Source organism: Streptomyces sp. NPDC000134, assembly GCF_042899225.1.
Taxonomy (GTDB): Bacteria; Actinomycetota; Actinomycetes; order Streptomycetales; family Streptomycetaceae; genus Streptomyces.
The window spans coordinates 35,515-52,309 of the sequence record NZ_JBIAZN010000030.1 but is presented as its reverse complement, the minus strand read 5'-3'; the positions used below and the strand labels follow the sequence as shown (position 1 = coordinate 52,309).

Below are 16,795 nucleotides of genomic sequence, written 5' to 3'. Positions count from 1 at the left end.
CCGCATGACCCCTTGTCACTCCTTCAGGTGATCGCGCGGGTCGTCCGGTCGGCGTGCCCCTGGGCCGGCAGCGGCACCCGGCCGCGTCCCGCCGGCTCCAGCAGCAACGGGAGTCCCACCACCGGCAGCAGCCAGGCCAGGACGATCAGCCGCTCGCCCCAGATGTTGATGTCGGGGTGCCCTGCCTGGGTGAGGAGGCCGGTGCCGGCCGCCGCGACCAGGAACGCGCCGAAAGCGGGCCGCCGCAGCGCGCCCCATCCGCCCGCCAGCAGGGCCGCGGCGAACAGCGGCTCCCGCGACTGCCGGCGGGACCACTCCTGCCAGAAGTTGCCCTGCAACTGGAGGAACTCCGGCCAGGGGTCCGCCCGGTCGGGCCGGGCGAAGTGGCCGGTGAGCAGGTCCTGGAGGCTCTCCGATCCGGAGGGGTAGTGCAGAAGCCGGGCCAGGGCCGTGGTGAGCAGGGCGGCGCCCAGGCCCGTCGCCGCCAGCGCCAGGACGTCCCGGCCGGGCGGCCGGCCCCGCCGCAGGCGCCACAGGGCGACCGCCGCGCCCGCCGCCGCCAGGCACCCGCCGAGGAACAGCGCCTGGGAGTGCTTGACCGTGAACAGCAGCACCAGCGACCCGCCGACCAGCGCGTACCCGGCCCGCACGCCCGCACCCCGCGCCTGCCCGGCCCGCGCGCCCGCACCCCGCGCCTGCCCCGCCCGCTCAAGCCCCGCCTGCCTGCCCCGCGCGCCCGCGCCCCGCGCCTGCTCGGGCCCGGCGCCCCCGGCCCGCGCGCCCGCGCCTCCCGCGTCCCGGCGCCCGGCGCGCAGTACCAGCGCGCACCCCCACACCGCCGCCAGTGTCAGCGCCAGCAGCAGCCCCTCCGTCATGGGACGCATCGCCGTCGTCCCGCACGGCAGCGCGTAGTACAGCGCCTGACCGGTCAGGGCGAGCGGTACGGAGACCGCCAGGGTGCGCAGGACCAGGAAGACCAGCACCCCGCCCGCGACCGCCACCACCACGCTCGCCGCCCACACCCCCCAGGTCACGCCGAGAGCGGTGAGGAACGGCACCAGGTACAGCGGATAGCCCGGCCGCACCTCGAAGATCCGCATGAAGCGCTCCGGCATGAACGGCACCGTGTGCCCGCCGCGCTGCCCGTCCGCGAGCCGCCGCTCCACGTTGCGCCACTCCCGGGCCCGGCAGTCGGCCGTCACGGCGGCGGTGGGGTCGGCGCGGTGGAAGCGCACCACGTGCACGCTCTGCTCCCGCTTCGCGCCGGACGCCAGGCTGGCGCAGTAGTGCTCGATGGCGCCCGCCGCCGCGCCCCGCTTGCCCTCGCCGGACAGGCTCAGGGCGTACGAGAGGTAGTTCTTGGTGTCGGGGGTGTCCCGGCCGGTGACGTCGGCCAGTTGCAGCACGGCGAAGACGGCGGCCAGCAGCAGTACCCGGGTGCGCGGCCTCACGACGGGGTCAGCAGGTCGCGGCCGGCGGTGCCGGTCCGGGCGCCCGGGACGGACGCCGGCTCGGGCATCGGCTCGCCCAGCATCAGGGTGCGCACCACCCGCTCGGCGGCCCGCCCGTCGTCGAACTGGCAGAACCGCTCCCGGAACGCCGCCCGCCGCCGCGCCGACTCCTCGTCCCGCCACCCCTCCGAGCTCAGCAGCCGGGCCAGTTCGCGGTAGGAGCGCGTCACCTGGCCCGGCGGCTCGGCGGTGATGTCGAAGTAGGCGCCCCGGCTGGCCGTGTACGCCGCCCAGTCGTCGGCGTGGACCACGATCGGCCGGTCCAGGTTGGCGTAGTCGAACATCAGGGCGGAGTAGTCGGTGATCAGGACGTCGGAGGCGAGCATGACCTCCTCGACGTGCGGTTCGCCGGTGGCGTCGACCAGGACGCCGCGCCGGTGCAGTTCGGCCAGGCCCAGGCCGCGCGCCGGGCCGGTGGCCAGGGACGGGTGGAGGCGGACCACGAGGGTGCGGCCCGCGCCGAGGTCGGCGGCGAGCCGGGCCGGGTCGAAGCGGTCGACGTGGCCGCCGCGCCGGTAGTCGCGGCGGGTCGGCGCGTACAGCACGACGGTGTGCTCCGCCGGGATGCCGTGCCGCTGCCGGAAGGCGGACCCGTCCCCCGGGCGGGCCCGGACCAGGACGTCGTTGCGGGGGCTGCCGGTGCGCGCCGAGGCGAAGTGGCAGGGGTAGGCCCGCTCCCAGACGCGCTCGGAGTGCAGGTTGGCGACCAGGCTGTGGTCCCAGCGGTCGGCGCGGCGCAGCATCTGCGGTACGTCGACGCCGTACCGGGCGCCGGGCTTGTCCAGCAGGTCGGCGCCCATGTACTTCAAAGGGGTGCCCTGGTGGGTGTGGATGTGGACGCTGCCGGGCCGTTTGGGCACCGTCCCGGGCCAGTTGACGTTGTTGACGAAGTACGTGGCCCGCTCGGTGACCCGGCGGTAGGCCGCGCTGCCGAGGAGGACGTGCTCCACGCCCGCCGGGAGCAGCGGCACCTGCTCCTCGTCCTTGAGCACCCACACCCCGCGCAGCCCGGGGGCGATCCGGCGGGCCGCGTGGTAGATCGCCGCGGGGTCGCCGAGGACGCCCCGGTGGGAGAAGGCCGAGTACACGGCGAGGTCCGGGTCGAGCGGCCGGTGCGCCCGCACCGCCGACCGGGCGCGGCCGAGGCGGCCGGCCGCCGCCGCCCGGACCGGCCGCGCCCGGCGCCCCAGCTCGCGCACGGCCCGGCCGGTCCCCCGCCGGGCCTGGTAGACGGCGTACCCCTGCTCCAGGACGCGCAGCTCGGCCGGGACCCGGACGCCCGCCGGTTTGTGCCGGGCGAACAGTTCGGCGGTACGGCGGAAGAACTCGGCCTTGTCGGACGGGGGCAGCCGGTCCGGCTTGGCGAGGATGTCCAGACAGTGCTCGCCCATCTTGGCGTGCAGGAACGGCCGCCAGGACGCCAGCTCGGGCCGGTCCTCGACGAACGCGAAGACCCGCTCGTACTGCTGGTGGACGTCGAAGTGCTTGCGGCTGGTGGTGGACAGGATGTTGCCCTGGCGGCGCTGCCGGTAGTTCAGGCAGATCCGGTCCAGGACGGCGATCCGCCCGGCGCTGAGCAGCACCGGGAAGGTCCAGGGGGTGTCCTCGTAGTAGCCGGGCGGGAAGGTGAAGCCGCCGGCCTCCACGAAGCCGCGCCGGTAGACCTTGTTCCACACCACCATCAGCAGGTCGAGGATCGCGGGGTGCTCGGCGGCCGTGAAGGTGCCGTCCCCGGCCTCGGTCAGGATGTGCGCGAGGACGTTGCGCCGGGTGCCGCCCCACCAGTAGGTGCGGGCGTAGTCGAAGACCAGCACGTCCGGGTCGTCGGTCTCCGCGAGCCGGTCGGCCAGGGCGCGCAGCGCGCCCGGGGTGAGCGTGTCGTCGCTGTCCAGGAAGAACAGGTAGTCGCCCCTCGCGTGCGGCAGCCCGGCGTTGCGGGCCCGGCCGAGGCCGACGTTCTCCGCCAGGTGCAGCACCCGCACCCGGTCGTCGCGGGCCGCGTACTCGTCGAGGATCGCGCCGGAGCCGTCCGGCGAGCAGTCGTCCACGGCGACCACCTCGATGTCCCGGTAGCACTGCTCCAGGACCGAGTCGAGGCACTCGCGCAGGAAGCCCTGCACCTTGAAGCAGGGGATGATGACGGTGAAGCGGGGCACTTCGGGTTCAGCTCCTTACCAGGGTGACGGCGGCGGGGGCCGGGACGCGCTCCGCGAGCGGCGTCACGGGCGGCAGCGCGTCCGGGGACTCGCCGAGCAGGACCCGGCGGACGACGCGCTCGGCGGCCCGGCCGTCGTCGAACTCGCAGAACCGCTCCCGGAACGCGGCCCGCCGCGCCGCCGACTCCGCCCCCGCGTACGTCCCGTCGCGGAAGAGGCAGGCCAGTTCCCCGGGCGTCCGGGCGACCGGGCCGGGGGGCGCCGCCATCAGGTCGAAGTACACGCCCCGGGTCTCCCGGTAGACGTCCCAGTCGTCGGCGTACACGACGATCGGCCGGTCCAGGTTGGCGTAGTCGAACATGATCGAGGAGTAGTCGGTGACCAGCGCGTCGGCGGCCAGGCAGACGTCCTCCGAGGAGCGGTGCCCGGTCACGTCGATGATCCGGCCGCTGCCGCGCCGCCCGCCCCGGTCGTAGAAGTAGTGGGCGCGCAGCAGCACCACCACGTCCTCGCCGGCCGCCTCGCAGAACGCCTCCAGGTCCAGGCCGCCCGTGTCGAACCCGGTCGCGTGGTCGCGGTGCGTCGGCGCGTACAGCACCGCCGTCCTGCCCTCGGGGACGCCCAGTTCGCGCCGCACGCGGGCCACGTCCTCGGCGGTCGCCCGGTAGTAGACGTCGTTGCGCGGATAGCCGTACTCCAGGTGCTCGTAGGAGCCGGGGAAGGCGCGCTCCCACATCTGGGTGGAGTGCCGGTTGGACGAGAGGTTGTAGTCCCAGCGGTCCACCCGGCCCAGCAGCTTGGCGAAGCTGCCGGTGGCCGCGGCCACCACCGGGTACGTCGACTGGTCGACGCCCATCGTCTTCAACGGGGTGCCGTGCTGGGTCTGTACGTGCACGCTGCCGGGGCGTTTGACCACGCCCTCGGCGAAGTTGGCGTTGTTGACCAGGTACTTCGCGCGGGCCAGCACCTCCCAGGAGCGGAAGCTGCCGATCACCGCGTGGTCGACGCCCTCGGGCATCGCGTGCGCCTGGTCGGCCTCGACCAGGAACACCGAGCGGATGTGCGGGGCGAGTTCGCGGGCCTTGGCGTGGATCGCGGCCGGGTTGCAGGCGTAACCGCGGCCCCAGTAGGCGCAGTACACCGCCAGATGGGGGTCCAGCGGGCGGCGCAGATGCCAGTGGTACAGCAGACGGGTGCGCAGACCGCGCGGGACCGGGAGCGTGCGCAGCGCGCCGGTCGCCGCCCGGTTGGCGCCCCGCAGCGCGCGGAAGGCCGCGTACGCCCCCCGTTCCAGCAGCCGGTGCTGCACTCCGAGGCTGCCGCCCGGCGGCCGGAACCCGGCGGGGCGGTGCCGCCGGTACAGCAGGCTCGCCCGGCGGAAGAAGGCCCGCCGCCCGGACGGCAGGCGCCGCGGATGCGCGGCCGTCTTCAGCGCCGCCGCCATCAGATGGCCGAACAGCGCACCGCGCCGCTGCTCGGACAGTCCCAGCTCGGCGGCCCGGGTGAGCACCAGCTCCGCCTGGTCCAGCAGTTCGGCGTGGTGCGCGCCCGGCAGGTTCAGCCGGTTGCCCTGCCGCCGCACCAGATGCCGTACGACCACCTGGCGCAGCACCGCCATCCGCTCGGCGGCCGCCGCGGCGGTGCCGCCGAAGCCGATGTCGGTGAAGTGACCGTCGGGGAAGGCCAGACGCCGCCCCGGCCCGGTGAGGAAGGCACGGCGGTAGGCGGCGCTCCAGGCCGGCAGCCGGACGCCCGTCAGATGCGGGGCCCGGTCGGGCGCGAAGGCGCCGTCGGGGGCGCCGGCCAGCAGCGGGGCGGCCGGGTTGGCGGGCTCGCCCTCCCACCAGGGGACGCGCTCGTGCTCGAAGTACAGGACGTCCACGTCACCGGTGCCGGCCAGGCGCGCGTCCAGCGCCGCCAGCGCGCCCGGGACGAGGACGTCGTCGCCGTCCAGGAACAGCAGGTAGGTGCCGGTCGCCGCCCGGACGCCGGCGTTGCGCGCCCCGGCGAGCCCGGCCGCCGGCGGCGAGTGCACGGGCACCACCCGGGTATCCCGGGCGGCCGGCGCCGCGGCGGCGTCGGCCGCGGCGCGGTCCGGCGCGTCACAGACCGGGATCAGCTCGAAGTCGCCGAAGGACTGGGTGAGGACGGAGTCCAGGGCCTGGGACAGCCTGCCCGCGACCCCATGGGACGGGACGATGATGCTGAAGCGGGGCATACTGCTCTTTCTGTCGTCGTGCGGTCGGCACTCTGCCGACGTCTGTCCGGCGGCGGCCCGGCCGCCCGGTGGGCCGCTGGACCGGGGGTCCGCCGGGCGGCCGGGTCGGAACGGGCCGCGACGGGCTGTGGGGCATGGCGGACTCCCGGTACGAGCGACGGTCAGAGGCGGTCGGAGACGACGCGGGAGCCTGCCGCCGGGCCGGGCGCGGTCGTGAGCGGCGGCCCCGCCGGGGAGCCTGCCGCCGGGCCGGGCGCCTTCGTCAGCGGCGGCCCCGCCGGGGGGCCTGCCGCCGGGGCGGGCACCCTCGTCAGCGGCGTGTCCGTCGGTGAGCCCGCCGTCGGTGAGCCCGCCGTCGGTGAGCCCGCCGTAGGTGAGCCCGCCGTAGGGGCGGGCGCCGTCGTGAGCGGTGTTCCCGTCGGGGAACCGGTGGCCGGGCCTGGCACTGTCGGCGGCGGTGTATCCGTCGGTGAACCCGCCGCGCCCGGCGCCGGGTGGCGCTCGTGCGGGGGTACCACCGGCGGCAGCTCGCTCTCGTCGTCGCCGAACACGATCCGGCGCACCACCCGCTCGGCGGCCCGCCCGTCGTCGTACGGGCAGAACCGCTCCCGGAACGCCGCCCTGAGCCGGGTGGCGCGCGCCCCCCGCCAGTGCCCGCTGGCGAAGATGTCGATCAGCTCGTCCTCGCTGCGCGCGATCGCGCCCGGCGGACAGGCCCGCAGGTCGACGTAGGTGCCGCGGGCCGCCTCGTACGCCTCGTGGTCGGCGGTGTGCAGCACGATCGGGCGGTCCAGGCCCGCGTAGTCGAACATCAGGGGCGCGTAGTCGGTGAGCAGCACGTCCGAGGCGAGGCAGAGCGAGGTCAGGCCCGGGTGGCCGGTGACGTCCACGATCCGGCCCGCCGCCGAGGCCAGCGGGTGGACGGGCCGGGCCTGCTCGCCGCGGACCAGCACCAGGAAGCGGGGGCCCAGGCGGCGCAGGACGCGCTCCAGGTCCAGGGCCGGAAGCTGGGTGCGCCGGTAGTCGCGGGGGGCGGGCGCGTACAGGATGGCGACCGTGCCCTCGGGGACGCCGAGCAGCTCGCGCGACCGGGTCACGTCGTCGGGCGTCGCCCGCTGGAGGGCGTCGGTGCGCGGCTGGCCGTACTCCAGCACGGTGTAGCGGCCGGGGAAGACCCGCTGCCAGGTCAGGGTGGAGTGGCGGTTGGCGGACAGGACGTAGTCCCAGGTGCCGGCGTCCCGCAGCAGGTCAGGGAAGTCCGTGGCACCGGCGGCGGCCGGGCGTTCCAGGAGGTCCAGGCCCATGTGCCCGAGCGGGGTCCCGGCCTGCGTCTGTACCAGCACCTGGCCGCGCCGCTTGACCAGCCGGCGGTCGAAGGGCGCGTTGTGCACCACGTACTTGGCGCGGGCCAGCTCGGTGAAGTACCGGGCGGTGCCCGGGGTGACGCGGCGGGTGCCGGGCGGGACCGTGTGGTGCAGCGCCGGGCCGGTGGCCCACGCGGTGCGGATGTGCGGGGCGGCCTCGCGGAACGCGCCCTCCAGCGCCCCCGGGTTGCAGCCGTACCCGGCGCCCGCGTCGGCGGCGAACACCGCGCGGTCGGCGCGCAGCGGGAGCAGCCGCTGGAGGCGGTAGTGCGCGCGCAGGGCGAGGGTCCGCGCGGCACGCGGCGCCCGGACGGCGGCCCTGGCCGTACGGCGGCGCAGCGCGGCGGCGAGCCGCAGCACCCGGTAGGTGCGGTGCAGGCCCAGCTTGACCAGGGCGTGCCGCAGCCGCACCGGGAGCGGGGCGGGGGCGCCCGGGACGCGGTGGCGGCGGCAGTGGGCGCGCGCCCGGCGCAGGAACTCGGCGCGCGAGCCGCGCGGCAGGCGGTCGCGCCGGGAGTACACCACCGTCAGATGGTCGAGCATCCGCCGGTACAGCACCGGCCGCCAGCGGTCCGCCTCCACCGGCTCCGGTGCCGACTCCAGGAACGCGAACACCCGGTCGTACTGGGCGAACACGTCGAAGTGCCGCCGGTCGGGGGTGCCCAGGATGCTGCCCCGGCGCTGCCGGTAGTGCACGCAGACGTGGTCGAGGGTGGCGATCGACCCGGCGCTCATCAGCACCGGGTAGGTCCACGGGGTGTCCTCGTAGTAGCCCGGCGGGAAGGTGAGGCCCGCACGCTCGACGAACTCGCGGCGGCAGGTCTTGTTCCACGCCACCATCAGCAGGTTCAGCAGGCCGGGGCGGTCGGCGAGCCGGAACGGGGCCGGGCCGTCCTCGGTGAGCCGGGCCGCCGCCCGGTTGCGGACGGCCTCGCCGGTCCAGTCGGTGCGCGCGTAGTCGTACACCAGGACGTCCGGCTCGCCGGTCTCCTCCAGCCGGTCCGCGATCAGCCGCAGCGCCTGCGGGGTCAGGGTGTCGTCGCCGTCCAGGAAGACCAGGTAGTCGCCGGTCGCCTCGCGCATCCCGGCGTTGCGGGCGGGGCCGAGGCCCTGGTTCTCGGGCAGGTGCACGGCCCGCACCCGCGGGTCGCGGGCCGCGAACTCGTCGATGATCTCGCCGCAGGCGTCCGGGGAGGCGTCGTCGACCGCGAGGAGTTCGAGATCCGGATACGACTGCGACAGCACCGACTCCAGGCAGGCGGGCAGGTACGCCTGGACCTGGTGGGCGGGGACGATGACACTGAACCGGGGCACGGGGACATCCATGGGTCGGCGCGGGCGTTCGGCCCGGGAACGGCCGATGGAGTGACTTGGTTACGGCGGCTACGGCATTCGGGGGACGCCCGGAAACGGCAAGGGGCGGACCGTGAGGTCCGCCCCAACGATCCGCGCCGTCCGCTTATTTGACCGCGCCCGCCATCACCCCGGACACGAACTGCCGCTGGAACGCGAAGAACACCACCAGCGGCACCACCATGGAGATGAACGCCCCGGGCGCCAGCACGTCGACGTTGTTGCCGAACTGCCGTACCTGGGTCTGCAGGGCGACCGTGATCGGCTGGTTCCCGGAGTCCGCGAAGATCAGCGCGACCAGCATGTCGTTCCACACCCACAGGAACTGGAAGATGCCCAGGCTCGCGATCGCCGGCCCGCCCAGCGGCATCACCACCCGGGCGAACAGCCGCAGTTCGCCGGCGCCGTCCAGCCGGGCCGCCTCCAGCAGTTCGCGGGGGATCTCGGCGAAGAAGTTCCGCAGCAGGAACACCGCGAACGGCAGTCCGAAGCCGACGTGGAACAGGATCACGCCCAGCAGCGAGCCGAACAGGCCGATCTTGCCGAAGAGTTCGGCGATCGGGATGAGCGCCACCTGAACCGGCACCACCAGCAGCCCCACCACGCCCAGGAACCACCAGTCGCGGCCCGGGAACTCCATCCACGCGAACGCGTAACCGGCCAGTGAGCCGATCACGACGACGAGGACCGTCGCCGGGACCGTGATCAGCACGGTGTTGACCAGGGAGTCGGTGATGTCGCCGTTCTCCAGCAGGTCCGCGTAGCTGGCGAAGGTGAGTTCGGAGGGCTTGCTGAACACGTGCCACCAGCCGTCGGCGCCGATGGCGTCCGGGGTGCGCAGCGAGGACAGCAGCACCCCGATCGTCGGGACCAGCCAGAACAGGCCCACCACGATCAGGAACACCCGCACCAGACCGCCGCTGACGCCCTCGGCCAGGCGGGACCCCAGCGAGCGCCGGGCCTTGGTCGCGGTACTCGTGTCCGCGGTCATCGCCGCACCTCCCGCCGCAGCCGCCGCACGTTGAACCACATCACCGGGATCACCAGGAGCAGCAGGAACACCGAGATCGCGCTCGCGACGCCCGGCTGGTCCTCGGAGAAGCCCTTGCGGTACAGCTCCAGCGCCAGGACGTTCGCGTCGTCCTGGGAGGAGCCGGGGGCGATGATGAACACCAGGTCGAAGATCTTCAGTACGTTGATCATCAGGGTGACGGCGACGACCGCGAGGACCGGCGCCAGCATCGGCACGGTGATCCGGCGGAAGACCTGCCACTCGTTCGCCCCGTCGACCCGGGCCGCCTCCAGCAGCTCCCGGGGCACGCCCGCGAGCCCGGCCGCGATCAGCACCATCGCGAAACCGGCCCACATCCACACGTACGAGCCGATGATCGCCGGGGTGACCAGGGACGGGCCGAGCCAGTCCAGGCCGTTGTACGCCTCCTTGAAGTTGTCGGCGGGCAGCCGCAGTTGTGCCCTGTCGGCGGCGGCGGGCAGTGTGAACGCGCCGTCGTCGCCGGCCGTCGTCGACGCCACCACCTTGCCGTCCTTGACGGCCTCGATCCGCATCCCGGGGTAGCCCAGCTCGCTCGCGTCGACGCCGCCGAGCTTGCCGACGCCCTTGCCGCGGGTGAAGTCCTGCCAGGTGGTGCCGGTCACCTTGCCCGGCTCGGCCTTCGGCGCGGCGGCCTTCCCGGCGTTGCCGGGCATCTGGTCGGGGGCGACACCGACGAGGGGCAGGGCGACCGGAGTGCCGGCCCGGACCGGCTCCTTGGTGATGAACGCCCCGCCGCCCGCCGCCCGCAGCGGCGACTGCCGGCCCGGGTGCGCCTTCGGGAACGCCGAGGACTCGGCGAAGGTGTCGTGCACCCCGACCCAGACCGCGTTGGCGACGCCCTTGTCCGGGTCCTGGTCGTACACCAGCCGGAAGATGATGCCCGCGGCCAGCATCGAGATCGCCATCGGCATGAAGACGACCAGCTTGAACGCCGTGCCCCAGCGCACCCGTTCGGTCAGCACCGCGAAGACGAGGCCGAGCGCGGTGGCGACCGTCGGCGCGAACACCACCCAGATGATGTTGTTCTTCAGCGCGGTGCGGATGCCGTCGTCGGTGAACAGCGCCCGGTAGTTGTCGAATCCGGCGAAACCGTCGCCGGACTGGTCGTAGAAGCTGCGGAACAGCGAGTACCCGATCGGGTAGACCACGAGCGCGCCGAGCAGCACGAACGCGGGCAGCAGGAACAGGGCCGCCACCGTTCTGCGCGTGCCGGTCACGCTCTTGCGCGCCTTGGGGGCGACGGGGCCCGGCGGGGCCCCGGTCGCCGCGGTCGACGCCATCGCGTCAGTCTCCGTAGGCGGCGGAGGCGTCCGCCTCCAGCTTCGCCTGGGTACCCGCGATGTCCTTCGGGTTCTTCAGGAAGTCCTGGAGGGCCTTCCACTCGCCCTTGCCGGGCGTGCCGCCGAAGGCCTGCGGGGCCTGGTCGGACATGTCGAAGCGGAAGTCGTCGCCGGCCGCGATCAGTGCCTGGGCCATCTTGCGCTGCACGTCGTTGGGGTACGCCGAGGCGTCCACGCTCTTGTTCGGCGACAGGTACCCGCCGAGCTCGGCCTGGATGGTCGCCGCGTCCGGCGAGGCCAGGAAGGTCGCCAGCGCCTGCGCCGCCTCGGAGTCCTTCAGGATCACCGCCGCGTCGCCGCCGGAGACCACCGGCGCGTCGCCGCCGACCGCCGGGAACGGGAACACCTTGGCGTCCGTGCCGACCTTCGCCTTGGTCTCGCCGATGTTGACCTGCACGAAGTCGCCCTCGTAGACCATGCCCGCCTTCGGCTGGTCGCCGCCGGTGAAGGTCTGCGTCACCGACGCCGGGAACTCCGTCTGCAGCGCGCCCTTCGCGCCGCCCGCGATGTAGTCCTTCTTGCCCCAGATCTGCGCGAGCGTGGTCAGGGCCTCCTTCACGGAGGGGTCCGTCCACTTGATCTCGTGCGCGGCCAACTGGTCGTACTTCTCCGGGCCCGCCTGCGAGAGGTACACGTTCTCGAACCAGTCGGTCAGGGTCCAGCCGTCGGCGCCGCCCACCGAGAACGGCGTCACACCGGAGTCGTAGACGGTCTGCGCGGCCGTGAGCAACTCGTCCCAGGTCTTCGGCTCCGACGCGCCCGCGTTCTCGAAGACCTGGGCGTTGTACCAGATCAGCGACTTGTTCGCGGCCTTGTAGTACACGCCGTACTGCTTGCCGCCGACCTTGCCGATGTCCTGCCAGCCCTGCGAGTAGTTCTCGCTCAGCTCCTTGGTGGCCTCGGCGCCCAGCGGCTTGGCCCAGCCCTTGTCGACGGCCTGCTTGATGGCGCCGGGCTGCGGGAGCATCGCCACGTCCGGCGGGGCGCCGCCCGCCACCTTCGAACCGAGGAAGTTGATGATCGGGTCCTGCGCGGGCACGAAGGTCACCTTCGCGCCGGTGCGCTTCTCGAACTCCGCGAGGACCGCCTTGAAGTTCTTCTGCTCGGCGCCGGTCCAGACGGCCGCGACCTGGAGGCTCTCGCCGTCCAGCTTGGGCAGGGTGACGGTGCTCGCCGTCTCCTCGCCGGTGCCGCCGCCCTTGTCGTCCCCGTCGTCGCCGTCGCCACCGCAGGCGGTGAGCGAGAGCGCGAGCGCTCCCGTCACCACCGCCGCCGCGGCCCTTGCGGTCCTGCTTGTCCGCATGGTGTTGCTCGTCCGCATCACTGCCCCGTTCTTCGTTCCTCATCGAACGTTCGGCGCTCTCCCGTGCGCTCTGGTGTACGCCCGGTCACTCGGGGGCGGCAAGAGCGCATCCCTTGTCAACCCGTAGATCGTGATTGCCTCGTGACCAGGGACGTGGGTGAGGAGGTGGGTGCGGAGCGGGGGTGCGGTGGGGTGGCGGGGCGGTGCGCGCGGGCCTGGGCCGGCACGGGGCGGGCGGCCCCCTGCCCGGTGTCACAGCAGGGAGGGCACCTCCGCCGCCGACACCTCGCGGGCCGCCCGCTCCAGCGCGCTGGCGAGGAGGGCCAGGTCGGTGGGGCCGTTGCCGAGTTCGCGGACCGGGCGGCGGGCCGGGGGGTCGCCCATGCGGTGCCACTCCAGGGGGAGGACCGTCGGACGCAGGGTCGCCGTCCGGGGGATGCGGCCCGTGACCCGGCCGCCCTGGAACGGCGTGACCCGCCCGTCCGGGGAGGCCAGCCGCCCGCGCCCCGGCGCCGGTTCGTCCGGCCCCGGCACCGGCGCGTCCAGCGTCACCCGCAGCGTGGCCCGGCGCACCGGTTCCGTCTGTGCCGTACGGCCGCCCGGGGCGGTGGCCGCCACCAGGTGCACGCCGAGCCGCTCGCCCTCCCGGGCCACGGCCTCCAGGGCCCGCATCACCGACCCCGCCGCGGGCCGCCCCGGCGACCCCAGCGGGGGCGTGACCAGCGCGTCCAGGTCGTCCACGACCACCACCAGACGGGGCAGCGGCGGCGCGGCCTGCGCCCGCCGCCGGGCCGCCCCCGGCCGCAGCTTCAGCGTCGAACTCGGCGGAGAGTCCAGGTCCCCCGCCCCGCCCCCGCCCCCGCTGCCCGGCGCCGGCGTCCGCTGGGCGACCATCCGCCCGGACACCGCGCGCCCGGTGTGCCACTCGGCGAAGTCCGACCGCCCCAGCAGCTCCGCGCGCCGCTTCAGCTCGGCGCTCAGGGACTGCGCGAACTCCCGCATCCGCACCGGGTCGTTGGCGGCCAGGTGCGTCGTCACATGCGGGACGTCCAGACAGACCCGCAGGTCCTCGCCGGGGCCGCCGCCCGCGCCCGCGCCCGTGCCGTCCCGGCCGTCGATCAGGACGACGCCCAGCCGGTCCGGGCGCTCGGCGGAGGCGAGCGAGGCGACCAGCGCCCGCAGCAGCTCGGTACGGCCGCTGCCCGGCGGTCCCTCGATCAGCAGGTGCGGCCCCTCGGCCGCGAGGTCCACGCCGACCGGGCCGCGCGGTCCGGCGCCCAGCACCGCCTCGGCCCGCCCGCCGAGCGCCTGGGGGTCGTCGGCGGCGTCCGCCCACCGGGCCATCAGGGACGCCGGGGTGGCCCGCGCCAGCCCCAACTCGTCCAGCAGCCGCGCCGCCTGGGGCAACGACGCGGACACCCGCGTGTGCCGCTCGCCCGCGCCGCCTTCCGGGCGCAACGGCGCCAGCGCCCGCGCGAACCGCTCCGCCCACGCCGCCGACACGGCGTCCACCGTGCCGAGCGTGCCGTGGCCGACCGGCCCGGCCGGGGCCGCGCCGGTCCGCGCGACGCGCAGCAGCCGCAGCGCCGTCGCCACGTCCCCGCTGAGCAGCGCGACGGCACCGCACTCCCGGAACACCGGGTTCGCCGCGCAGGCCGCCTCGTAGGTCTCCGTGACCGGCGACGCCGGGGAGGCGGCGGCCGTCTCGGCGAGGCACACCACGTGCATCCCGGCGCGCGGCCCCTCCAGGGCCAGCCTCGCCACCGTCTCCCTGAGGTCCGCGCCGCCCGGGTCCCCGTCCACGACGACCACGGTGTACGGCCCCGGGTGGCCTCCCCCGATCGGCCCGGTGCCGTCGTCCGCCCGCGCCCACGAGGGGCGGGGGGCGGAGTCCGCGGGCGCGGGGGGCCGCTCGGCGGACGGCGTCCGGGCGCTGCCGGTCCGGGCGTCGGTGAGGTGGTCGTCCAGGCGGCGGAGCAGCTCCTGGCCGCGGGCCGCGGCCTGTTCGCGGTCGAAGGCGAGCAGCAGGCGGCAGTCCTGGCCGTGCCCGGGACGCAGATGCGGCAGCCAGCCCAGCCAGGACCACTCGGCGCTCCGCTCCGCCGCCGGACGCGCACGGTCCGCGCTGATCAGAACGATCTCCAGCAGGTCGGGGGAGTGCAGCGCGGCGAGCTGCGCCAGCACCGAGCGGGCCAGCCCGGCGAGCCGCTCGCGCGGGCCCGCGAGCCCGAGCGCCCCGGACTCGCGCAGCCCGGCGGTCACCGGGACCGCGGGCAGCGGGGCGCCGCCGGGCGCCACCCGGTCGGCCGTACCGAGCCGCACGGCGAGCAGCTCCGGATGCGCCGGGCCGCGCTCCCACAGCCGGGGGCCCGGTCCCAGCGCGGTCAGCAGCAGCGCGGCCGCGTCCGGCCAGGTCTCCGGCACGGGGGAGGGGTCGGCCGGGGGCGGCCCTTCGGCGCCGTACTCCCCCTCTTCCGGGAGCGGCGCCTGCTCGGCCCGGCCGCCGGTCAGCTTCCGCGCCCACGCCGACAGTCCGCCGCGCCGCCGCACGCCCGGCGGCACGTCGGTGCCGCGCAGCGGGGTACCTTTCCGGCCGCCGGCCGCGGGCGGCGGAGAAGAAGAGGAGGAGGAAGTTCCGTTCCTGTCGGGGGAGGGCCCCGGGGCGTGGGGGCCGGGGCCGCGCCCGGCCGCGCCGCCGCCGTCCGGGGCCGCCGGACGCGGCGCGGGCGGCAGCCCGGAGGTGCCGTACGGGTCCCCGGTGCCGAGGAGGTGGTCCGCGTCGAAGCCGACCGCCCCCGACCGCCCCCCGTGCGTGTCTCCGGACGCGCCCGTGCCGTGGCTCTCGATGCGGGGAGCGCCGCCCTGGCCCGGCACGAGCGGCTCCGCGGGCCCGTGCCCGCGCGCCCCCGGGGTCTCGGCGGCGGCACCCCACCCGGCCGTACCGTACGCGTGCCCGGTCGCCCGCCGGGGCGCACCGGCCTCCTGCGCGCTCCCTTCGCCCTCACGCACCGCCCCGGCAGCCCACTCCGGCCTCCCGGCAGCCCGCGCGGACCCCGCGGCACCCCACGCCGGACCACCGCCGTCCCGTACGTCGCCGGACTCCCGTACGTCGCCGGGCTCCCGTACGTCGCCGGGCTCCCGTACGTCGCCGGGCTCCCGTACGTCGCCGCGCCCCCGTACGTCGCCGGGCTCCCGTACGTCACCCTCGTCCCGTACGTCGCCGGAGTCCCGCGGGTCACCGCCGCCCCATACGTCACCGCCGTCCCGTAGGCCGCCGGACTCCCGCACGTCACCGCCAGCCCGTACGTTCCCGGGCTCCCGTACCTCCCCGCTGCCCCGTAGGCCGCCGGACTCCCGTAGGTCACCGCCAGCCCGTAGGCCGCCGGACTCCCGTACGTCCCCGGACTCGCGTGAGTCACCGCCAGTCCGTACGTCCCCGGACTCCCGTACCTCCCCGCCCGCCCGTCCGGGACCGGCCCCCTCACCCGCACGGCCCCCCGCCACCGGGACCCGCACGAACCCCTCGCCGTCCGGCGTGGTCGCCGCGCGGGCGCCCGCGTGGGTGCCCCGCGCCGGGACCAGCCGCAGCGCCGACTCCCCGATCCGCAGCAGCGCCCCCGGAGGGAACCGCACCGGACGGTTGCCCACGCGCGTGCCGTCCAGCGTCGTGCCGTTGGTGGAGCCGAGGTCGGCGACCGCCACCCGGCCGTCGGCGGCGACGGTGACCGCGCAGTGCGCCCGGGAGACGTCGGGGTCGTCGAGCGGGACGTCGGCGTCGGCGGAGCGGCCGATGCGGATCTGGCCGCCGTGCAGCAGGTGGACGCCGCCCGCGTCCGGGCCCGCGACCACGTGGAGCCGGGTCGGGGCGTCGGCGGACTCGGGGTGGGGCTCGGGGTCGCCGGGGGCGCCGAGGTACAGCACGGCGCCGTCGATCAGGGGCGGCTCGCCCAGGGTGCACCGCTGCGCGTCCAGGCGCCGCTCGCCCGCGTACAGCACCACCGGACCCGAACCGTCACCGCCCGGGACCGCCGCGGCGAGGGCGGACGCCACACCGGCCAGGGCCGTGCCGACGGGCGCCGTGACCAGCACGTCGCAGCTCGCGGCGCGGCCCGGCGCCGGCGAGGAGGACGGGCCCAGCGGGTCTACGACGGTCAGCCGGATCTGCATCGCCGTCAGCGGTCCCTTCTGCACGGGCGCCCGCGCGTCCGGGGACGAAGCCGTCCCGCGGTCCCCCCGCCACGGACTTCCCCCACCGCCACACGAGCACGTCGGCCAGTACTGCACGCATCCTCGCACCTGCCACTGACAACGCGCCCGCCACCGGCCGTCAAATGATCTTGAATGGTCGGCTCTGCCCGCAAAAATGCCTGACCAGTGCGGCCCGGATGATCGTTCGAGCACCGGTTGAGATCGGTCACGCGCGCCGGCGGCAACCAAGGGACCGGACCGCGCGTCTTTTCCTCGGACATGTTCCGGAACCGGCGGGCGCGGGCCGT

General features: G+C 75.4%; 8 protein-coding genes. All 8 read right to left on the bottom strand.

The genetic code is table 11. From position 1 onward, the window contains the following. Positions 1–23: 23 nt before the first annotated feature. Positions 24–1,451 carry a hypothetical protein gene (locus ACFY32_RS31835; protein WP_390676128.1) on the bottom strand — a complete coding sequence of 476 codons (1,428 nt, stop codon included), beginning with the start codon at positions 1,449–1,451 and terminating at the stop codon, positions 24–26. Then, a complete protein-coding gene (locus ACFY32_RS31830; protein WP_390676127.1) occupies positions 1,448–3,667 on the bottom strand; it encodes a CDP-glycerol glycerophosphotransferase family protein in 2,220 nt (739 codons plus the stop codon). The genes ACFY32_RS31835 and ACFY32_RS31830 overlap by 4 nt, the downstream gene beginning before the upstream one ends. A 7-nt stretch (positions 3,668–3,674) precedes the next feature. Beyond that, positions 3,675–5,885 (bottom strand): CDP-glycerol glycerophosphotransferase family protein, encoded by a 2,211-nt coding sequence (locus ACFY32_RS31825; protein ID WP_390676126.1) that lies wholly within the window; start codon positions 5,883–5,885, stop codon positions 3,675–3,677. 161 nt (positions 5,886–6,046) lie between these two features. Then, entirely contained in the window at positions 6,047–8,563 is a 2,517-nt protein-coding gene (locus ACFY32_RS31820) for a CDP-glycerol glycerophosphotransferase family protein (RefSeq protein ID WP_390676125.1), read from the bottom strand. A 145-nt stretch (positions 8,564–8,708) separates the two neighbouring features. Then, positions 8,709–9,593: a carbohydrate ABC transporter permease gene (locus ACFY32_RS31815; RefSeq protein ID WP_390676124.1), complete on the bottom strand. Its 885-nt coding sequence runs from the start codon at positions 9,591–9,593 to the stop codon at positions 8,709–8,711. Then, complete coding sequence (locus ACFY32_RS31810; protein WP_390676123.1) at positions 9,590–10,936, bottom strand: carbohydrate ABC transporter permease; 1,347 nt, start codon at positions 10,934–10,936, stop codon at positions 9,590–9,592. Before ACFY32_RS31810 ends, ACFY32_RS31815 begins: the two co-directional genes overlap by 4 nt. A 4-nt stretch (positions 10,937–10,940) precedes the next feature. After that, positions 10,941–12,299: an ABC transporter substrate-binding protein gene (locus ACFY32_RS31805; protein WP_390676122.1), complete on the bottom strand. Its 1,359-nt coding sequence runs from the start codon at positions 12,297–12,299 to the stop codon at positions 10,941–10,943. Positions 12,300–12,551: 252 nt separating this feature from the next. Then, a complete protein-coding gene (locus tag ACFY32_RS31800) occupies positions 12,552–16,466 on the bottom strand; it encodes an FHA domain-containing protein (protein ID WP_390676135.1) in 3,915 nt (1,304 codons plus the stop codon). Between the last annotated feature and the right edge of the window lie 329 nt (positions 16,467–16,795).